The organism is Amycolatopsis australiensis (assembly GCF_900119165.1).
In the GTDB taxonomy this organism is placed as follows: Bacteria; Actinomycetota; Actinomycetes; order Mycobacteriales; family Pseudonocardiaceae; genus Amycolatopsis; species Amycolatopsis australiensis.
In genome coordinates, this window is record NZ_FPJG01000006.1 from 638,218 (window position 1) to 657,882 (window position 19,665).

19 protein-coding genes and 1 tRNA gene are annotated in these 19,665 nt (G+C 70.9%); 9 read left to right on the forward strand and 11 right to left on the reverse strand.

Translation table 11 applies throughout. The features are described from left to right. Positions 1 to 151: 151 nt before the first annotated feature. From BT341_RS04240 to lanKC, 4 genes are all read right to left on the reverse strand, one after another. The gene (locus tag BT341_RS04240; RefSeq protein ID WP_072475006.1) at positions 152 to 2,215 is read right to left on the reverse strand and encodes an ABC transporter ATP-binding protein; all 2,064 of its coding nucleotides are present in this window, start codon (positions 2,213 to 2,215) and stop codon (positions 152 to 154) included. Beyond that, positions 2,212 to 3,879 (reverse strand): ABC transporter ATP-binding protein, encoded by a 1,668-nt coding sequence (locus BT341_RS04245; protein ID WP_072475007.1) that lies wholly within the window; start codon positions 3,877 to 3,879, stop codon positions 2,212 to 2,214. Before BT341_RS04245 ends, BT341_RS04240 begins: the two co-directional genes overlap by 4 nt. A gap of 127 nt (positions 3,880 to 4,006) precedes the next feature. Beyond that, positions 4,007 to 4,150: a SapB/AmfS family lanthipeptide gene (locus BT341_RS44100; protein ID WP_086673630.1), complete on the reverse strand. Its 144-nt coding sequence runs from the start codon at positions 4,148 to 4,150 to the stop codon at positions 4,007 to 4,009. 38 nt (positions 4,151 to 4,188) lie between these two features. Then, positions 4,189 to 6,750, reverse strand: coding sequence for a class III lanthionine synthetase LanKC (gene lanKC / locus BT341_RS04250; protein ID WP_072475008.1), 2,562 nt, complete (start codon positions 6,748 to 6,750; stop codon positions 4,189 to 4,191). A gap of 447 nt (positions 6,751 to 7,197) precedes the next feature. Here lanKC and BT341_RS04255 point away from each other — a divergent pair, with 447 nt between their 5' ends. Further along, positions 7,198 to 7,563 carry a hypothetical protein gene (locus BT341_RS04255; RefSeq protein ID WP_072475009.1) on the forward strand — a complete coding sequence of 122 codons (366 nt, stop codon included), beginning with the start codon at positions 7,198 to 7,200 and terminating at the stop codon, positions 7,561 to 7,563. Positions 7,564 to 7,585: 22 nt separating this feature from the next. Continuing rightward, positions 7,586 to 7,957: a hypothetical protein gene (locus BT341_RS04260; protein ID WP_072475010.1), complete on the forward strand. Its 372-nt coding sequence runs from the start codon at positions 7,586 to 7,588 to the stop codon at positions 7,955 to 7,957. Here the strand turns inward: BT341_RS04260 and BT341_RS04265 are convergent. Then, entirely contained in the window at positions 7,947 to 9,833 is a 1,887-nt protein-coding gene (locus tag BT341_RS04265) for an ArnT family glycosyltransferase (RefSeq protein WP_072475011.1), read from the reverse strand. The two genes, BT341_RS04260 and BT341_RS04265, sit on opposite strands and share 11 nt — an antisense overlap. 259 nt (positions 9,834 to 10,092) lie before the next feature. On the opposite strand from BT341_RS04265, the gene BT341_RS04270 reads away from it, so the two are divergent. After that, a complete protein-coding gene (locus tag BT341_RS04270; RefSeq protein ID WP_072475012.1) occupies positions 10,093 to 10,809 on the forward strand; it encodes a S1 family peptidase in 717 nt (238 codons plus the stop codon). 21 nt (positions 10,810 to 10,830) lie between these two features. On the opposite strand, the gene BT341_RS04275 is transcribed toward BT341_RS04270, so the two are convergent. Then, on the reverse strand, positions 10,831 to 12,132 hold the full coding sequence (locus tag BT341_RS04275; protein ID WP_072475013.1) for an alginate lyase family protein: 1,302 nt from the start codon (positions 12,130 to 12,132) through the stop codon (positions 10,831 to 10,833). A gap of 86 nt (positions 12,133 to 12,218) precedes the next feature. After that, entirely contained in the window at positions 12,219 to 12,719 is a 501-nt protein-coding gene (locus BT341_RS04280; protein ID WP_072475014.1) for a SixA phosphatase family protein, read from the reverse strand. A 27-nt stretch (positions 12,720 to 12,746) separates the two neighbouring features. Here BT341_RS04280 and BT341_RS04285 point away from each other — a divergent pair, with 27 nt between their 5' ends. Further along, positions 12,747 to 13,151 carry a contact-dependent growth inhibition system immunity protein gene (locus BT341_RS04285; protein WP_072475015.1) on the forward strand — a complete coding sequence of 135 codons (405 nt, stop codon included), beginning with the start codon at positions 12,747 to 12,749 and terminating at the stop codon, positions 13,149 to 13,151. Here BT341_RS04285 and BT341_RS04290 read toward each other — a convergent pair. Continuing rightward, positions 13,096 to 13,929 carry an SCO6745 family protein gene (locus BT341_RS04290; protein ID WP_072475016.1) on the reverse strand — a complete coding sequence of 278 codons (834 nt, stop codon included), beginning with the start codon at positions 13,927 to 13,929 and terminating at the stop codon, positions 13,096 to 13,098. The genes BT341_RS04285 and BT341_RS04290 overlap by 56 nt on opposite strands. A 164-nt stretch (positions 13,930 to 14,093) precedes the next feature. After that, positions 14,094 to 14,169 (reverse strand) — tRNA-Lys (locus tag BT341_RS04295). Positions 14,170 to 14,280: 111 nt separating this feature from the next. On the opposite strand from BT341_RS04295, the gene BT341_RS47805 reads away from it, so the two are divergent. Continuing rightward, entirely contained in the window at positions 14,281 to 14,568 is a 288-nt protein-coding gene (locus tag BT341_RS47805; protein WP_072475017.1) for an AAA family ATPase, read from the forward strand. Then, positions 14,474 to 14,818 (forward strand): P-loop NTPase family protein, encoded by a 345-nt coding sequence (locus BT341_RS43415; RefSeq protein WP_425426293.1) that lies wholly within the window; start codon positions 14,474 to 14,476, stop codon positions 14,816 to 14,818. The genes BT341_RS47805 and BT341_RS43415 overlap by 95 nt, the downstream gene beginning before the upstream one ends. A 19-nt stretch (positions 14,819 to 14,837) precedes the next feature. On the opposite strand, the gene BT341_RS04305 is transcribed toward BT341_RS43415, so the two are convergent. Beyond that, positions 14,838 to 15,683 carry a COG1361 family protein gene (locus BT341_RS04305; RefSeq protein WP_177328739.1) on the reverse strand — a complete coding sequence of 282 codons (846 nt, stop codon included), beginning with the start codon at positions 15,681 to 15,683 and terminating at the stop codon, positions 14,838 to 14,840. A gap of 201 nt (positions 15,684 to 15,884) precedes the next feature. Here BT341_RS04305 and BT341_RS04310 point away from each other — a divergent pair, with 201 nt between their 5' ends. After that, positions 15,885 to 16,427 carry a DinB family protein gene (locus BT341_RS04310; protein ID WP_072475018.1) on the forward strand — a complete coding sequence of 181 codons (543 nt, stop codon included), beginning with the start codon at positions 15,885 to 15,887 and terminating at the stop codon, positions 16,425 to 16,427. Between the two features lie 4 nt (positions 16,428 to 16,431). Here BT341_RS04310 and BT341_RS04315 read toward each other — a convergent pair whose 3' ends face one another. After that, positions 16,432 to 17,076 carry a TMEM175 family protein gene (locus BT341_RS04315; RefSeq protein ID WP_072475019.1) on the reverse strand — a complete coding sequence of 215 codons (645 nt, stop codon included), beginning with the start codon at positions 17,074 to 17,076 and terminating at the stop codon, positions 16,432 to 16,434. A 68-nt stretch (positions 17,077 to 17,144) separates the two neighbouring features. On the opposite strand from BT341_RS04315, the gene BT341_RS04320 reads away from it, so the two are divergent. Together BT341_RS04320 and BT341_RS04325 are read left to right on the forward strand one after the other, a co-directional pair. Next, entirely contained in the window at positions 17,145 to 18,569 is a 1,425-nt protein-coding gene (locus BT341_RS04320) for a nitrosuccinate lyase (protein WP_072475020.1), read from the forward strand. An 85-nt stretch (positions 18,570 to 18,654) separates the two neighbouring features. Then, positions 18,655 to 19,638: an SCO0930 family lipoprotein gene (locus BT341_RS04325; protein ID WP_072475021.1), complete on the forward strand. Its 984-nt coding sequence runs from the start codon at positions 18,655 to 18,657 to the stop codon at positions 19,636 to 19,638. Positions 19,639 to 19,665 lie beyond the last annotated feature (27 nt).

Sequence of the window (19,665 nt, forward strand, 5' to 3'; positions counted from 1 at the left end):
AGGCGGCGACAGAACCAGCCGATCGCCTCGAGTTGTCCACAGGCGGGGTGGAAATCGGCGAGTTGTCCACAGATTCGCAGCGGGGCCTTCCGTCGCGGCTCGACCGCGATAAGCTCGAAGTATTAGAGATCGGTCCACAGTGGACGGGCGGTCAGCTCACCCGAGCGGCTCGCGACACGGATGGCGACCTAGGCGTCGATCCGGTGGCAGCAGCAGAATGGTCAGCAAGAGGCCCGGAGGTGGTCCCGGATCCGTCGCCGGAAGGCGCCCCGCCGGCGGACGAGGACCCCGAACCCGGAAGTGGACCCAGAGTGGTTGCGGACCCGTTGCCGGAAGGCGCCCCGCCAACGGCCGCACCACCGCCCACACGCGGAACAGCAGTGGTCGCGGGCCCGTCGCCGGAAGGCGCCCCGCCGACGGCCGCACCACTGCCCGCGGGCAGCGAACCCCCGGTACCGGCCGGTTGGCTGTCCGCACCCGCTGCCGGGCGGGCACCGGTGGCCGCTTCCCCCGCCACCGGCGCTGCCCAAGCCTGCATGAGTTCGGCGTACCGCGCCGACCTGGCCAGCAGCTCGGAATGGGCGCCCAACGCGGTCTCACGGCCGTCCATGACGAGAACACGATCCGCGCGCAGGGCCGACGAAAGCCGGTGCGCGATCACGACCAGGACACCACCCCGCGCGGCGAAGGCCCGCTCCGCGCGAGCTTCCGACACCGGGTCGAGATGGGAGGTCGCCTCATCGAGGATCACGAATTCCGCCGCACTGGCGTAAACCCTGGCCAGCGCGAGAAGCTGCGCTTCGCCCGCGGAGATGCCTTCGCCACCGTGACCGATCTCGGCGTCGAGGCCGCCCAGGCGGCGAAGCAACGCGCCGGCGCACACGGCCTCCAGCGCGTCCGATAACACGTCGTCCGAAGCTGACGGAGCGAAGAGACCGACGTTGTCGCGGACTGTCCCCGCGAAGACGTATGCCTCCTGCGGGATCAACGCGACGAGTTCGTGTCGGAGCGCAGCGGGCACCTCGCGGACCGGGACACCGCCAAGCAGCACACGGCCTTCCTGAGGCGTGAGCATCCCGGTCAGCAAGCCGGCCAATGTCGACTTGCCGATTCCGCTCGGCCCGACGACGGCGAGGTGCTCCCCCGGCCGCAGGTCGAGGTCCAGTCCACGGACCACGGGCTCGGCGGTCGCGCCCCAGCCGAACGTCAGGCCACGGACTTGGACGTCGGCTCCGCGCGGGGTCGCCGTCCCGTCGGGCACGGCGGGAAGCTGGGCCGTCTCCGCCAACCTGCGAAGCGCGACCAGCAGGCGCAGGACGACCGTGCCCGCTGTGGCCGCCAGGCCGCGCAGGGCCGGTTGCATCGTCGTAGCCAGGTAGACCAGTGCGCCCAGGGCCGCGCCCGCGGTCAGCTCGCCACGCGCCACCAAGCCCGGCGCCAACGCCAGCGCGAGCAACAACGGGATGAACCCGCCGAGCGAGATCACCAGCGCCCGGAGGGCGTTCGACCGCGCCACGCGGATCGCGGCCATCGCCTGCGAGTCGACCGCGTCGTACATCGCCAACGCGGCGATGGGCTCGGCACCACAGGCCACGATGTCACGCATCCCGGCCAGGGACGCGCCGGCCGTCGCGGCCGTGTGCTCGTCCGCCAGGGCCAGCGCGCGCTGCCGACGAGCGAGAGACGGAAGGAGGCAGACGAACGCGACCAACGCGGTCACGACCGGCACCGCGACGGGGATCACCAAAGCTCCGGCAACCGTCACCAACCCGGCGATCGCGGATGCTGTGGTCACCAGCATTCCGCGGGCTTGCACCAGCAAGCCGCCGGTCGCGTCGCGGACCACCTCGACGTGCTGGGTGATCCGGGCGACGCCGCTGGAGTCGGGCTGGTTACGTGGCGGGGACGCGTCGTGCAGCACACCGCGAACCACAGCGGTCACCAAGGCGTCGCGCAGCGGCTCGACCACCTTGCCGAGCTGGTGCCAGACCATCCGCGCGCCGAACGCGCCGAGCACGGCGGCCAAGCCGAACAACGCCAGCCAGCCGAGCCCGGCAGCCGGGTCGCCGACCGAGAAACCGCGATCTACGGACAGCTCGACCAGCCGTCCCGAGAAGAAAGCAGGTACGCCTTCAAGCAGCGAACACCCGAGCAACACCACACCGCCACGCCATTGCCCGGCGAGAGCGGACCAGTACAACCGGCGCAGGCTCACTCGTCGTCCTCCGTGAAGACACCTCGGTAGCCGGGCTCCTGCCAGAGGGCGGCGTGCGGGGCGACCGCGCGGATCCGGCCGTCCTCGAGCCAGACCACCAGGTCGGCGCGGGCGGCGGTGCCCGCCCGGTGGGTCACGACGACGCGCGTGCGTCCGGGCAGCGCGTCGGACAGGGCACGCTCGACCGCGGCCTCGGTGACCGTGTCGAGGCTGGCGGTGGCGTCGTCGAAGATCAGGACGCGCGGGTTGTGCACGATCGCTCGGGCCAGGCCGAGCCGCTGGGCCTCGCCGCCTGAAAGCGGTGTCTCCGTCAACGGCGTGCGGTAACCGTCGGGCAGGCGGACGACGACCTCGTCGACCTGCGCGGTCCGGCAGGCGCTGCGGACGGCGGACTCCCCGGCCCAGGAGCCGTACCCGACTGCGTCGGCGACCGTGGCGCCGAGCAGCGCCGGGCGTTCGAAGGCGTAGCCGACGACCGCGCGCAGTTCCTCGCGGCGGATCTGCTCGAGCGGGCGACCGTCGAGCAGGACCTGACCCTCGTCGGGTGTGAGCAGACCGCCGAGCACGCCGGTCAGCGCGGACTTGCCCGAGCCGGAACGGCCGACGACGGCGACGAACGTGCCGCCGTCGATGCGCAGGTCGATTTCGGCCAGCGCACCCGCGACGCCGACGTGCCGAAGCTCGATGGTGCCGTCGCCGCGCAGGAGCGAGAGCTTGCCGGGCACGGGTTCGGGCTCGTCGAGAACCTCGGCGAGCCGCTCGGCGCAGCCGCGCGCCCGAGACAGCGTGGTGAGCAGCGGGATCTGGGTGACCAGCCCGAGGCCGAGGGCGACGTAGCCGAGCGTCGCCACGACGTCGCCGACGCTGAGTCTGCCTTCGAGTACGCCGAAGCCCGCCGCGGCCAGCACGGACAGCTCGACCGCCGGGGTCAGGAGACCCGCTCGCCAGACCATCCGGGCCTGGGTGCGCCAGAGGCCCTGACCGGCGAGCCTCAGCTTCGGCAGGGGGCGGAGGACTCGCTCGGCTTCGCGGTCGGCGGTGCCGGACGCGGCGATGGTGCGCAGGCCGGCGACCGCGTCGACCATCCGGGCCGCCAGCTCACCGGAAACCCGCTGGTAGGTGAGGACGTCGTCGGCGGTGCGGCGGAGGTGGCTGCGGGCGAGCAGCAGCGCGAACGGGATGCTGCCCAGGAAGACGAGCGCCAGGTGCCAGTCCAGCACGGCGAGCAGCACGACGGCGCCGGTCGAGATGATCAGCATCGAGCCGCACTGGACGACGATCGTGACGATGGCGCCGGCGCCGACGCAGTCGCCGGTGAGGCGGCTGATCGCGTCGCCCTCGGCGAGGCGTGACCGAGTGCCCAACGCGAACAGCTTGTCGGCGACCGTGCGGCGCAGCCAGGCGGACGCCGTCGCGGTGACTCGGGTGGTCAGGATGCCGCCGACGACGTCGGCCGCGATCTCCGCGCCGCCGACCAGCAGCAGCCAGGACACTTCGCGCCAGCTCGGGCGGCCCGCGACCACGGTGTCGACCGCGGCCGCGAGCGCGCCGGGCAGGAGGAGACCGGCCGCGGTGGCGACCAGCGCGGTGCCGACGACGGCGGCCAGCCGGGCGCGGTCGAGGCCGGCCACTCTGGCCAGCAACCGATCGGCGGGGCCGCGCATCTCACTCCTTCGGATGAGGTACCGCCGGGGCGGTACCGGGCCACAATGAAAGTGCGGGAGCGGCGCACTTGGCCTGTGCCGCTCCCGCACCATTCACCTGGGCACTACCTGCCCGTGCTCCGCCAGGTCAGTGGCAGGTCAGCAGGCTGATGGTGCTGTCGGCGCAGGAGGCCAGCAGGCTGAGGTTCGACGTGCCGCCGCCACCGCCACCGTGGCCGCCGTCGAGCACCTCGGGGGTCTCCATGGCCTGCAGGTCCAGAACGAGTTCCATCGGTGTTCCTTCCTTCGGTTCTTTCTCTGGTCCGCCGGTCAACGACCGGTGGTCTGGAGGGACGGCGTGCCGCCCAGGAAAGGCAGCACCTCCTTGCCGTCCAGGAGGGCGGCGAGCGCGAGCAGGATTCCCGCGCCGCCGGTCTTGAGGTCCATCGACAGGCGCAGCAGCTGGTTGCCGGGGAAGGCGAGGCCGCCCTTGAACGGCACCGCGTACCAGGCCAGCCGGGCCAGGTGCAGGTCGATCGCCGTGCGGATCGGCTGCTCCGGGGCCGGGTCCATGCTCAGCGCCACCGCCAGCCCGCACCGGCCGAACAGCAGGCCGGGGTGGATGACGAACTCGCCGCGGCACGATTCGCGCAGGCCGGGGAGACTCTCGCAGGCCTCGGCTTCCGGGCGGTGGCGGGCCAGCTGCTCGGCGACCATGAGGATTCCGGCGCTGCCGATCCCGGCGTAGGGCAGGGTGCGGGCCGCGCCGTCGCGGACCTGGAGTGAGCCGTCGTCGGCCTCGACGCATTCTTCGAGGTCACGGCACAGTGCCTGGTCGGCGAACGACAGCCAGGCCGGTTCGCCCGTGCGCTCGAAAAGCCGGACGAACAGCAGCGCCGGACCCGACCAGCCGGACAGCAGGCCGGCGCGGGCGAAATTCCCCGGTGGCGCCGCCGTGTCGAGTGCTTCGGCCAGCCGGACGGCCGTCGTCAACGCCTGGCGGCCGAACTCGTTGTCCTGGCGGACCGTCGCGAAGTGCAGCATGGTGAGCCCGATACCGGCCAGGCCACCCTCCAGGGCGTGGTCGGTGGTCTGCTCGACGAGCCGCGCGGACGACGCCAGCAGCTTGGTCGCCTCGTCGTGGTACCCCAAGTTCTCCAGCACGTAGGCGATGCCGTAGCTGCCGTCGTAGAAGCCGGGCCGGGTCGGCGGTTCACGGCGGACCGACTCGATCAGCCAGCGCTCGTGCTCGGGGAACCGGCCGGCGCCGGCGACGTCGAGGGCGTGCAGCACGCCCGCGGCACCGACGCCGAAGCAGGCGCCGCCGACCCGGAACTGCTCGATGTCGCCGGGGAACAGCCGGTCACGGCGCTCGGGCGTCGCGCCGGCCAGGATCGCTTCGGCGATCTGCTTGCGGACCAGCGGCCAGTCGGGCTTGTCCTGGTCGAGTTCCGTGTGGACCGGTGCCGGCTCCGCGGGCGCTTCACGCGGGGCCAGCACCGCGACTGCGGCGTCGGCGTAGCCCTGCGGCAGCGCGAACCTGCGTTCGACGAAGTCCGCGATGCCGCGCAGCTTCGCCGGCGCAAGCTCCGTCAGCTGCGAGAGCGGCAGGAACAGCCACAGCCGCAACGCCGCGACAGCGTGCTCGTCGATCTCGAAGCCGGTGCGGTCGGCCGGGGCGCGGAAGCCGGGCGCGCCCAGTGCCGGGCGGTCGCCGGACTCGACGTCGAAGGCCATCTCGAAGTCGATCAGCGAGATCCGGCCGCCGTCCTCGTCGATGAGGATGTTCAGCGGATGCAGGTCACCGAAGACGATGCCGCGGGCGTGGATCGCCTCGACCGTCTCCTCGACGCGGGCGACGATGTCCAGCGCGCGGCGGGCGTAGGCTGCCAGGTCGGCGTCCGTCGTTCCGCGCCTGGTCAGCGGGTAGTTTCGGGCCAGCCAGTTGCCCAGCGAGTTGCCCGGCATGAACTCCATGGCCAGGTAGTGGTGCTCCCAGACCGTGAACCGTTCGAAGACCCGCGGCACGCCGGGGATGCCGGCCAGCCGGTCGAGCACCTCGTGCTCGCGGCGCAGCCGCTCGACGGCGTCGATCCGCGCCTTGTCGAGGCCCGCGTACGGACGGGCTTCCTTGAGCACCACTTCGTCGCCGCCGGCCTTGGGCTCGGCGAGGTACACGCCGCCGCCGTTGGAGAAATGCAGAGAACGCTTCACCTGGTACCGGAACTGATCCGGGTCGCCGCTCTTGCGCGCCGCGATGCTGCTCTGCAGGCATGCGGGAATCTTCACCCAGTCAGGGACCGAGAACGTCGGCTCGCGCCTGTCCGGGACGAGCCTGCCGTCCGGGCGGCGGATCGCCAGGACGCGGTTGCCCTCGTGTTCGACCCACTGCTCGGCGAATCCACCGTAACGGACGTAGAGCGGACCGTCGCCGTATCTGAGGTCGCTCAGGATATAGGCGCCGTGCTCGCCGTCGAGACGGGCCGCCAGGTCTTCGAGAACACGCTCCAGCTCGTCTTCGTCAGCGGGGTAAATGGTGATGAGCTTGGCGCTGCCGTCACGGGGGGCGTATTTCGAATTCCGAGCGAGCAGGATCATCAGCGAGCGGAGGTGCTTGTAGGCGATCCGGTGCTCGACACAGTACTCGTGCACCTGCACGAGCACGCGCCGCGCATTGTCCAGACCAGCGGAAACGTGGATCTTCCAGCCTTGGGCGGGCAGCTCATGCCCTTCGGGACGCAGCGCGCGCCAGACCCCGCGGTCCGCGGTGACCCAGCCCTCGGCCGGCGCCGGCAGCGCCTGGGCGAAATCGTCGACCGGCGCACCGGTTTCCTGTTGTTCGTCGTAGAACAACGGGTCCGCGAAGCAAAAAGCTTCGTAGCGCAGGTCCATCGAAGATACCCCTCCGTGCGATCCCCGGGGCATCGCCACTCCGGGACGAGGAACATTCCCCCACGCCGGACCGCCTCGGGCCAATCCGCCAACCCGGGGGTTCAACTGGGCTATCCGAGGTAGGCAAAAAGAGCACTTACCAGTCGGTAGCCGAACGCAGCGTGATTCTTGGCCGACGGCCAACCACCCTGTCGGGGTGTAACACGAAGCTTTTTACGACATTCCCGCAGGTCCACACAAAGATAACACGGAATGGCCCACAAAATTGGCAGGCCGCCATCAAGACGGTCCAGTGATCAACTTTCCGGGTGCGCGCTCTCGGCGGCCACGGTGAGTCCACAATGGAACCACGTCGGGTGTCCCGCGCCACGCCCGCGGCACCTCGGCGGACGGACCAGCAGGTACCACGGAGTAAGTTGACGCCCGGCGGACCGGAAGGAGGAACGCGTGGTCTTCGGATTCGCCGTGACGGTCGCCGTGGCGGCGACGCTCGTCGCGCTCTGGAGCTTCGTCCAGTCGGCCCGCAACCGGCTGCCGGACAACCCGCTCCTGATCGGGCTCGCGGTCGTCGAGGTGCTACTCGTCGTCCAGCTGGTGATCGGGATCGTCCTGCTCGCGGGCGGCGAACGGCCCGGCAGCCTGGCGACCTACCTGGCCTACCTGATCGGCTGTCTGCTTGTCTTGCCCGCCGGCGCCGCGTGGGCGCTGGCCGAGCGGAGCCGGTCGAGCACGGTCGTGCTCGGCATCGCCTGCCTGGCGATCCCGGTGATGGTGCTGCGACTGAACGAGGTGTGGAGTGGAGCAACAGCGTAGGACGGCCTCCGGCCCCGGACGGGTGCTCGTCGCCGTGTACGCGATCTTCGCGCTGGCCGCGACGTCGCGGGCCGGCGTCCAGATCGGCACCAAGTTCCACGAAGCCCCGCTGGCCTACCTGCTCTCGGCGTTCGCCGCGGTCGTCTACATCGTCGCGACGGTCGCGCTGGCCAAGCGCGGCGACGCCTGGTGGCGCGTGGCACTGGTGGCCTGCTCGATCGAGCTGCTGGGCGTCCTGACCATCGGCACGCTCAGCCTCGTCGACGCGGCCGCGTTCCGGCACCCGACCGTCTGGTCGGTCTACGGCGAGGGCTACCTGTTCATCCCGCTGGTCCTGCCGGTCATCGGCCTGTACTGGCTGCGCCGCACGGCGCCGGCCAAGGTCACGGCCTGACGCCGCAGTCGAACAGCACTCCGGCGGTCGCCGCGTCCGGGCCGATCCGCGCGGGCGGTACCGGACGGCAGTGCCGGGCCTCCCAGCCGACCCGCCTGGTCAGCTCGCCGGCATCCGTTGACGCCGCTACCGCGCCTCGCTGCTTCGCCGCGGCGCGTCCCATGTCGACGAACACCCGGGGGAGCAGCACGAACCGCAGCTTGCCGGACGCCACCCACTGCGGAAGGTCGGCAGCGGACGGCGCCGGGTCGAAGCCGAGGTAGCCGCCGAGCGGCGCCACCCGCGCGTCGGTGTTCAGCAGGAACGGGTCCGCCCCGTAGGTACCGCCTTCGACCGCCAACGCGACCGAAGCGGACGACGCCTGGGCGTAGGCGAGCACCTCCCGCTGACCAGGGCTGAGCTGGTCCGCGCTGTCGATGAACCGGACATACCCGGCCTCGGCGCCCTGGCCGGTGTTCAGCCCGATGACCCGGTGCAGCGCATCGGTCGGCGGCGGTCCGGCCTCCGGGTCGGCCGTCTCCAGCACGGTGACCGGCCGCGCCGCGGTGTCGACGACGAAGGCCGCGGGGCCCGCCAAGAGAGCAGCCAGGCCGGTCACGGCCGCCACGCGTGGCGCCCGCAAGAGTGCCGCGACGACGCTGAGCACCGCCAGGACGAGCACGGTGTAGCGCAGCCACGGCGCCCAGTCCGGCGTCCGGTCGAGCAGGACGTACGCGAGCACGGCGGTCCCGGCGACTGCCGCCGGCAGCACGAACCGGGCACGTCCGCCCGCACGGAACCACTCCCAGGCCGTGACCAGTCCGGCCGCGGCGAGCGCGGCGATCGCCGGAGCCAGCTCGGCGGTGTAGTACGCGTGGAAGATGCCGCCGGTGAACGAAAAGACCGCGGCGCCGACAACCAGCCACCCGCCCCACAACGCCCAGCCCCCCTTGGTCTGCGGCGCGGCGCCACGAGCACGGCACGCGGCCACGATCAAGGACGTCACCGCGAGCGGCAGCAGCCACGCGATCTGCCCGCCGACCTCGGTGTTGAACAGCCGCAGCGGCCCGGCGCCGCCGCCGAGCGCCGTGCCGACCGCGGCGCCGTAGCCGCCGCCGATGCCCGTCGTGCCGCCGACCAGCCGGGTCAAGCCGTTGTAGCCGAAGGCCAGCTGCCAGACCGAGCCGTCCGTGGTGCTGCCGACGAACGGTTTCGCGCCTGGCCACAGGCTCACGACGACCGGCCAGGCCAGCGAGACGACCAGCGTCACGCCACCGGCCAGGCCGATCCGGGCGAGGCGCCGTCCGCGCGAACCGGGCGCCGCGACGAAGTACGCGAGCGCCAGGCCGGGCAGCACGATCCACGCGGCGAGCATCTTCGTCAGGAAACCCAAGCCCACGAACACGCCTGCCAACGACAGCCAGCGCGCGTCCTCGATCGCCCTGGTCACGCTGTACGCGGCCAGCAGGAGAAGGAGCACGAGCAGGGTGTCCGGCAGGTTGTCGTGGTTGATCGCCGCAGTGACCGGGGTCAGCGCGAACAGCGCCGCGGCGAGCAGCGCGGTCCTGGGTCCCGCCCAGCGACGCACTAGCCGGTTCAGCACGAAGACCGCCGCGACACCCTCGATGACCTGCACCAACGCGATCGCCCACGGGTGGAACCCGAACACGGCCACGCCGAGCGTCTGCGTCCAGAACGCGAGCGGCGGCTTGTCGACCGTGACGACGCCCGCCGGGTCGAAGCCCGCGAAGAAGAACGCCGTGACGTCGTGGGACATCGAGTGCACGGCGGACGCGTAGTACGGCTGCAGCGGGCGGCTGCCGATCGCCCACCCCCACAGCACCGCCGCCACCGCGAGAACTGTCCCGACCGCGATCCGTTCGGCCTTCACCGCCATGTCTCCCCCTCCGGTTCCGTCCGGCAACGCTAGGGCGGCACGGCGGCGAAGTCCTCAAGCCGCGGTTTGATCCACGTCCACCCTCGGGTGGAACGCGGAACAGTACGGGGAACTGCACGTAGGGCGGTCGGCGAAATAAATACGCAAGCAACCGGACTTTCGTCGGTTCCGGACATTCCCCGCGAACTCGGACACTCTTCTCGTTCGGTCCCCACCGGCTTTCGGCGTGCGGGTTTCTCCGCACGAAAAGGAGTTGAGCGTGAAATTCGGCAAGTTCGTCCTGCTGGCCGCGAGCACCGCGCTGGCCTTGGTCGGCCTCGGCGCCCCGGCGTCGGCCGAGAGCACCCCGCAGGCCCAGCCGTCGATCATCGGCGGCAGCACCGCCACGAGCGGTCCCTGGGCGGCCCGGCTGTTCGTGAACGGCCAGCAGAACTGCACCGCGACGATCATCGCGCCGCAGTACATCCTCACCGCTAAGCACTGCGTCAGCAGCGCCGGGACGTACACGTTCCGGATCGGCAGCCTCGACCAGTCCAGCGGCGGGACGCTGGCCACCGGCTCGACCATCACGCGTTACCCGGGCAGCGCCGACCTGGCGATCGTCCGGCTCACCACCTCGGTGAACGCCACGTACTCACCGCTCGGGAACGTCGGTGACGTCTCGGTCGGCCAGAACGTGTCGGTCTACGGCTGGGGCGCCACCAGCCAGTGCGGCTCTGAGATCAACTGCCAGTCGCGCTACCTGAAGGTCGCGACGGTGCGGGTCAATTCGATCAGCTGCAGCGACTACACCGGCGGCGTCGCGGTGTGCGCGAACCGCGTCAACGGCATCACCGCCGGCGGCGACTCGGGCGGCCCGATGTTCGCTTCGGGCCGCCAGGTCGGCGTCGCCTCGACCAGCGACCGTTCGAACAACACCGCGTACACGAACATCACGCGTTATCGCAGCTGGATTTCCCAGGTCGCCGGCGTCTGATTCGGGAAAGGACCCTTTCCGTCAGGACGTCGAAATGTCGTCGAGCTGTTCCGCGGCGGGCCGGACCGGGTAGAGGTCACCACCCGGTTCGGCCGGCACGCGCGGCAATGCCGTCCGCGCGGCCTTGTCGCCCGCGTCCGCAGCCGCATGGAGCACGTCCAGCGCGGCGTACTGCCGGAAGTCCAGCTCGGGGTACGGCCAGGCGGACGGCCCCTGGGTGGCGGCCGGGATCAGGAAGTCGACGGCCTTGAACAGCGTCGCGCCGCTGGGTGCGGTGTAGTGCCACAGGTCGACGCCGACGTGCTTGCCGATCTGCGCGAGCCGCGTGAGCGCGACGAGGTTGAAGTTCGAGTAGTGCCAGCTGCGGGTGCGGCTCGCTTCCTGCGGCTGGTAGCCGTTGGCCTGGATCTGCGCCGCGATCCGCTTCGGACCGGCGTCCTGAGCGATGGTCTTCGCCAGGTCGCGCCGTCCGGTACCGAGCGCGAGCCCGGCGGCGAGCATGTCGTAGAAGCTGCCGTGGTTGTTCTGCGCCGCGGCTTCGTCGGTGCCGTTCTTGCTGGTGCGCAGCCAGTTCAGGAACTGCGTGTACCAGCCCGTCATGCCGGCCTGGTCGGTGCGGGTCCAGCCGGGGGCGCCGGTGGCGAGGATGGCGGTGGCGTCGACGACCTCGGTGAGCGTGTAGGAGAACTCGATGATGCCGATGCCGCGCCCGTCGACCTTGCAGGGAATGCCCTGGGCGTAGTTCAGGTTCGGGTTCATCTTCGTGTCGGCGTCGAGGAACCACGTGCGCAGGTCGAGGGCCGCGCGCTGGGCGTAGCGCGGGTCGCCGGTGTAGTACCAGGCGAGGGCGAGCCGGTAGATGGCGCTGAAGGCCTGGCCGCGGTAGGCGTGGTCGGTGATCTGGTCGACGATCGGGTTGCGCTGGCCGTCCTTCTGCACGAACGGGCAGCCCCACGGGTTTTCGGCGGTCGGCTGGGTGGTCGGCCACCAGTAGGGGGCGAGGCTGAGGTAGTCGTGCTTGTCCCCGCTGGGCGGCACCTGAGCTTTGGCGGTGACGCTCCACGGACCGGCCGTGAGGTCGCTCTTCGCGGCGACGAGCAGGTCGTTCAACGCGGCGCGCGACGTCTTCTCGCCGACGAGCGCGGCGAACTTCGTCCGCAACAGCTGTCCGCCGTCGAGAACAGCGGTGTCGGGCGCGCAGATCGCTCCGATGACCGGGACGGTGCAGCCATGCCGCGCCGGGGCGGCCTCGGCAGGAGTCGCCAGAGGCGCGAGGAGGCCGAGCGCGGCGACCGCGGCCACGACGGTGTGGCGGAAGACCATGTCCGCTCCATTCACAGGTATGAACGTCAGACTAGTAAGTGAATGGAGCTTAGGCATGTGAATCCTGATTGGGCAATGCTTACCGGTCAGTCGCGAGGCCGGAAGAACGCGACGAGCTTGCCGGTCTCGAGGTCGGCCCAGCTGTCGGCGGTATCGACCACGACGGCGGCCCCGGTCGGGAACTTGGCCCGGACCTGCCGGGTGTCGTCCCCGTAGCCGGCGAGGTGGAGGGCGAGTTCGCTGACACCGGGCTCGTGGCCGACGACGGCCAGAGTGGCGACTTCGTCGGACACCCCGCGGATGGCGTGGAGGAACTCCGCGGGTCCGGCGCCGTAGAGGTCGTCGTCGTATTCGACGTCGGGCCGGCTCGGGAGTTCTCCTGCGATTCCGGCCCAGGTCTCTCGGGTGCGGCGGGCGGTGGAGCAGAGGACGTGCTCGGGGACGTAACCGTTGTCGCCGAGCCAGCGGCCGAGCCTGGGCGCATCCCGAAGGCCGCGGGGCCCGAGGGGGCGTTCGTGATCCGGGACGTCGTCCGGCCAGGCGGATTTGGCGTGCCGGAGGATGATGAGCCTCCGGGTCGTGTTCATGCTTCGAACCTACCGGGTGGAGGTGCCATGGGGTCCGGTCCCGACTCGCTCACGCTCGAACAGATCGAAGGCCGCTACTGGGGCGAGCCACCAGCCGACGCGACCCGGCTGATCAAGACCGTCCACGAGCTGCGACGCAAGCCGCTGGCTGCGCTGGACATCGAGGACCTGCGCGTGCTGCTGCTCCAGAAGGAGGGCGTCGACGTACTGGTCCCGATCGCGCTGACCCGCCTGGAGCAGAACCCGCTCGCGGAAGGCGACTTCTATCCCGGCGACCTGCTCAACGCGGTGCTGAAGATCCCGGAGGCGTACTGGCGGCAGCACCCCGATCAACATCGCCGCGTGTCAGCCGTGGTTGCGGCAGCCGAGCGCCTCGCTACATCGGAAAGACCGCCCGGAACGCCTTGGAGATCGGTTCGAGGTCAGCGATGAGGCGGTCGAGTTCGCCGGGGCACAAGGCGTTGTAGGGCGCCTCCGCGAGCCGGTCGGTCAGCGACTCGACGCGTTCCTTCGTGGCTCGGCCGGCGGCGGTGAGCCAGCCGTCGGTCCCGACGAGACCGCGGGCGCGCATGCCGTCGATGACGGCGTTCAGCTGCGCGGCCGGGAGGTGACCGACCCGGCCGAAGTCCTTCGCGGGAATGCCGACGGACAGGGCGTGGAGCACGTGGGCCTCCGTCCCGCCGACGCCTTCGGCCACCAAAGCGACGGTGTGGCCGTCGCCGCGGTGCTCGCGCAGCAGCGTGGCCGCGTGCCACAGCCGGGCCAGGGGTTCCTGCGGCACGGGGAGCGTGCGCAGGGCGGCGAAGAGGGCGCGTCCCTCCACGGGTGCGCTGGCCGCCGCCTTCTGCAGGAGGTCGCCGGCACTCGCGACACGCGGATCGTCGGCGAGTTCCCCGAGGATCCGCCGCATCCCCGCGACGCATCCCCGCTCGCGGGCGGCCAACGCCGCCTCGGGCGTGGTCAGGTCCCAGACCCGGGGCAGGTGACGGGCGACCTCTCCGGGAGCGAAGTTGTAGAAGACGGCATGCACGACCTCGGCCGGCACCGACGGCCCGAACGGCGCGGCCCGCCCGGCGAAGTAGGCGTCCCACGGGTTGCGCAGGCCCAGCGCCATCAGTTCCTCGTCGGACTCGTCGGCGAAGAAGGGCACCAGGCCGATGGGCTCGACGAGGTCGAACATGCGGCGGGCGACGGGCTCCGGGTGCGACATCTCGTCTCCTGAGGGTCCTGGCGGCGCCCTCGTGGCGGCCGCTCACCCACTCCACGAACGGCTCACGCGGAATCCGACACCCATGTTTCGCCGATCCGGCCGAGCGGAGTCGGGTCGGGCGTGCCGACTTCGAGATCGAGCTGCAGGAGGAACGACGCTGATCGTGGTGGGCCGCCTGGGGCTCGAACCCAGAACCTACGGATTAAAAGTCCGCAGCTCTACCAATTGAGCTAACGGCCCGCACCCCAAGTCTAGCCAGCACCCCCTCACCTGCTTGCACGCCGGGTCCGGCTCACGCCTCCGCCAAGGTCAAGACTGGTACTCGCCTGCGCCGGTGGACATGATTCCGGCATGGCTGGTTCGCTGCTGATCCTCACCGGACCGCCCGGTGCCGGTAAGTCCACCGTCGCGCGGCTGGTCGCCGAAGACGCGCCGCGGGCGACCGTGCACCTGCACACCGACAGCTTCTACGTCTGGATCCGGACCCGGGTTCGTGCCGCCCTACCTGCCCGAGGCCGCGCGGCAGAACGACGTCGTGCTCGGTGTGATCGCCGAGGCCGCCTGCGGCTATGCCCGCGGCGGTTACGACGTCGTTCTCGACGGTGTCGTCGGGCCTTGGGCCCTTCAGCCCTTCCGTGACGCCGCGAGGCGGGACGGTCTCGATCTCTTCTACGTCGTCCTGCGGCCGAGCCTCGACGTCACCCTCGCCCGCGGCACCGCTCGCGACGCCAAGGAGCTCACCGACGTCGGACCCCTCAAGGCCATGCATGATGCGTTCGCCGATCTGGGTGAACTTGAGCAGCACGTCATCGACACCGGCGAGCAGACCGTCGCCGAAACGGCCGACGCGGTGCGGGCGTGGGCCCGCACCGCGTCGTTCGCGCTGTGACTCTCCTCTGTGGACCGGCTCAGCAGTTCACGAACAAGCCGGTGTAGGCCGTGCACTTCTTCGACGCCGTGTCGTTGGCCGCGACCGGGTCCGCCGGGGCGCTGGCCGCCCGCTGGGCCGTCGCCGTGAACGGGCCCCACGCGAAGACGCCGCCCTCCGACGTGAACTTCGCCGTGGCCGTCGCGCCGGGGGCCAGGGTGCCGATCGCGCAGTTCACCGTCGCGCCCGACCGGGTGCACCCGGTTGCCGCCGTGACCGTGCGGGCCGTGCCCGCGTTGGCCGTCACGCGGACGCCCGTCGCCGTGGCCGGGCCGCTGTTCGACACCGTGATCACGTAGTCGACGCGGGCGACCAAGCCGGCACGCGGAGTCGCCGTCAGCGCTACCTTGACGTCGGCCTTCGCCGGCGGCGTGATCGTGAGGGCCGGGCCGTCTTCGACGCTGAACGCGTAGTTGTCGCCCGCGAACTGGTGCTGGAGCGTGAACTGGCTGGGCGCGACGTCTTCCTTCACGCGGAAGGTGAACGTCACGCTACGGCTCTCGCCCGCGCCCAGGTCGCCGACGCCGCCGCGGAAGCTGCTGAGGTACTGGTCGCACCCGATCGTTCCGGCGCAGGAGACCAGGTCCGCCAGGTCGACGATCGGCTTTTCCTTGGCGTACACCGCCGCCTTCGCGCCGGTGACCGTGAAGTCCGTCGGGTTGTACAGCTGCTCGGTCACCGTGAACGTGTCGCCCGCGTGCACCGAGGTGGCGCTGACGTCGATCGTGCTGGGTGCCGGCGCCGCGGACGCGACGGCGGGTGCCGCGAAGAGGGCCACGGTCGCCAGTGCGGCCAGCACGGCGGTTCTTCGACCGGTTCGCTCCATGGTCGTGATCTCCTGATTCCGGACGAGGGGCGCCGCTGGCGAGCGGGTGATCGCAGCAGCTGACGAAGATCAGATCGCCGCGTCCCGGCATTCGTTACCGCGTTGCCGAAACCGTGTCTGAACTGGGGTTTCACCCGGTTGCCGGGTCACCGGGCACGCTGGCGAACCGAAATTGTCAGACCCCTGTGGCACGCTCCGCACATGACCGAACACACCACCCCGGTGATCGCGCCGGGCCGCCTGAGCGGCGACCGGATCGACCCGGCGCCGCTCGCGGACGAACGCCAGGCGCTCGCCGAGAGCCTCGAGTACTACCGGCGCACCTTCGAGCTGAAATGCCGAGGTCTGGACCCGGCGAGGCTGTCCGAGCGCTCGGTACCACCGTCGACGCTGACCCTGCACGGGCTGCTCCGGCACCTCACCGGCTGCGAACGCTGGTGGTTCCGGATCCAGTTCGCGGGCGAGGACGTCCCGAACCTCTACTACTCGGAGGACGACCCGGAGCAGGACTTCACGGCGCTGGACGGTGACGTCGGCGAAGCTTTTTCCTTGTGGCACGCGGAATGCGAGCGTTCCCGGGAGATCGTCGCGGCGAGTTCGCTGGACCAGACCGGCACGCGGATCAGCACCGGGGAGCCGTTCAAGCTGCGCTGGCTGATGCTGCGGATGATCGGCGAGTACGCGCGTCACATCGGGCAGGCCGACCTGATCCGCGAACGGATCGACGGCGCCACAGGCGAATGACGGCTCAGGCTCGCGTCGCCGGCGGGCGGCGGAGCCGGAAGAGGAGGTTGACCACGAGCGGAATGACGACCCAGCACGCGTAGGCCCAGTGCGTGAGGAACGCGACCGGGATCGAGACGGCGAAGGCGGCGATCATCGTGCCGATGCCGCGGTAGATGCTGCCGAAGAGCTCCGGTGGCGTGTCCGCGCGGTAGAGGTGGTGACGCTGGACCTGTCCGGCCATGAGGAGGAACAGCGTCAGCGCGACGACCTGCACGAGTGCGTAGAAGACGAACCGGAACTCGAACCCGCCGTCCTCGGCGACCACCTTGGTGGCGAACGGCATGAGCACCATCGTCAGCAGCCAGCCGAAGGTGAGCCGGAGGAGCCCGCCACCCAGCGTGGGGACGTAGTGGAAGAGGCGGTGGTGGGCGCGCCAGTGCCCGCCGATGACGACGAAGCTGATCAGGAAGGAGATGTATTCGGAGCGATGATCGCCGAGTGAACGCAGCAGTTCGGCGCTGGTGGCGCCCTCCGGCAGCGGCAGCTCGAGCGCGAGCAGGGTGATCGCTATCGCGACGACGGCGTCCGAGAAGAAGGTGAGCCGCTCGGCGGCGATCCCGCGGGTTTCGGAGCCGACGGTCTCTTCATCGGACGTGGTGCTGCTCATGGGCGATGAGCGTGCCAGACCCGGCTGTGGGAAGGCAGCCGAGGTCGGCCGCGTGCGATGCTGGCGCCATGACCGTCGATCCCGATTCCGGACTCCTGTCCCCGGTCCGGGCCGGTACGCCGGCCGAAGCGTCGACCGGTGACGAGGCCTGGCTGCGCGCCATGCTCGACGCCGAGGCGGCGCTCGCGAGAGCGCAGGCGCGGCTGGGGACGGTGCCGTCCGAGGCCGCGGACGCGATCACGGAGGCCGCGGGCAGCGCGCGGATCGACGTCGCGGAGCTGGCGCGCGGGTCGCGGGCGACGGCGAACCCGGTCGTCGGGCTGGTCAAGGCACTGACGTCGGCCGTCGGCACAATCGCGCCCGAGGCCGCCGAGTACGTGCACCGCGGCTCGACCAGCCAGGACATCTTCGACACCGCGATGATGCTGGTCGCGGACCGGACGCTGCGGCCGCTCGCCGCCGACCTCGACGCGGCGGCCGAGGCCCTGGCCGGGCTGGCGCGCGAGCACCGGGACACGACGATGGCCGGGCGCACGCTGACGGCCCACGCGGTGCCGACGACGTTCGGGCTCAAGGCCGCGGGCTGGCGTCAGCTGGTGCTGGACGCGGCGGCGCGGATCAGGCGCGTCCTGGACGGCGGGCTGCCGGTCTCGCTGGGCGGCGCGGCCGGAACGCTGGCGGCGTACCTCGAGTACGCACGCCTGGCCGACGACGCGCGGTCCAAGCAGGCAGGCGCCGACGACGGCTATGCCGAACGGCTGGTCGCCGCCTTCGCCGAGGAGACCGGGCTGAGCGTGCCGGTGCTGCCGTGGCACTCACTGCGTACGCCCGTCGCGGACCTCGCCGGTGCGCTTGCTTTCACCGCGGGTGCGCTGGGAAAGCTGGCCGTCGACGTCGAGACGCTCACCCGCACCGAGATCGGCGAGGTCGCCGAGCCGGCCGGTGACGGGCGGGGTGGCTCGTCGGCGATGCCGCACAAGCGGAACCCCGTCCTCGCGACGCTGATCCGTTCGGCGGCGTTGCAGGTGCCCGTGCTGGCCGCGGGCGTCACGCAGTCGATGCTGGCCGAGGACGAGCGGTCGGCCGGGGTCTGGCACGCCGAGTGGCAGCTGATCCGGGAGTGCCTCCGGCTGACCGGTGGCGCCGCGCACACCGCCGTCGAGCTGGCGCGCGGGCTCAGCGTCCAGCCCGAACGGATGCGGGCGAACCTGGCGTCGACGCACGGGCTGATCGTCTCCGAGCGGCTCTCCACCGTGCTCGCGCCGCTGCTCGGCAAGGCGAAGGCCAAGGAGCTGCTCGGCGAGGCGTCGCAGCGGGCCGTGCGTGAAGACCGGCCGCTGCGCGACGTGCTGGACGAGCTGCCCGCGATCACCGACGTTCTCACCCCGGCCGCGCTGGACACCCTCCTCGACCCGGCCACGTACACGGGTGCGGCGGGCGCGCTGGTCGACCGGGCGCTCGGCGAAGGCGGGGTGGCCGGAAAATCTCTTTGAACCGCCTTCCGCGGGGGTCCGTGTAGTGGGTATCAGGCAGCCGCACCGAGCGGCGGGAAACCCAACGGACACAAGGAGAACTTCCATGCTTCGCACGCGCATCGCCGTCTCCGTCGCCGCTGCGGCAGCCGGGCTGGCAGTGCTCACCGCTTGCTCGGGTGCCGAAACTGCTCAGCCGGTCATCGCTCCGGCGGCGGCCGGTGGCACCGGGGGCGGGCAGACCGCCAACGGGCAGGTCGGGAACGCCGCACCCGCGTCGAACGAATCGAAACTCGTCGTCGCGGACGTCGCCAACGTCGGTCAGGTGCTCACCGACCAGAACGGCATGACCCTCTACCGTTTCGACAAGGACACGGCCAAGCCACCGAAGTCCAATTGCGACGGTGACTGCGCCAAGGCGTGGCCGCCGATGCCGGCCACCGGGGACGTGCAGGTGCAAGGCGTCGACAAGAGCCTCGTCGGGAAGGTGACGCGCTCCGACGGCACCGAGCAGATCACCGTCGGCGGCTGGGCGCTCTACCGCTACGCCAAGGACACCAAGCCCGGCGACGCGACCGGCCAGGGCGTCGGGGGCGCCTGGTACGCCGCCAACGCCAAGGGCGGCAAGGCCGGGCAGGCCGCCGCCGAATCCGGGGTCGTCAAGCTCAGCGCCAGCAACATCGACGGCCTCGGCGAGGCGATCGTCGACCAGAACGGCATGACGCTCTACCTGTTCACCAAGGACACCAAGAAGGCCAAGACGTCCGCCTGCAACGGCGACTGCGCCAAGACCTGGCCGCCGGTCCTGTCCAACGGAAAGGTCGAGCTCCAGGGCATCGACTCGAAGCTGCTCGGCAGCATCAAGCGCGCGGACGGCACCGAGCAGGTCACCATCGGCGGCTGGCCGGTCTACACCTTCTCGAAGGACCTGAAGCCGGGCGACGCGAACGGCATGGGCGTCAACGGCACCTGGTTCGTCATCGAGCCCAACGGCTGCAAGATCGGTACCACCCCCAGCTCCACCGCCAACCAGGCTCCGGCCGGCAGTGGCGCTGGGAGCAGCAACTCCTCCAGTGGCACGACCTACTGAGTGGCACGACCTACTGAGCCACCCCGA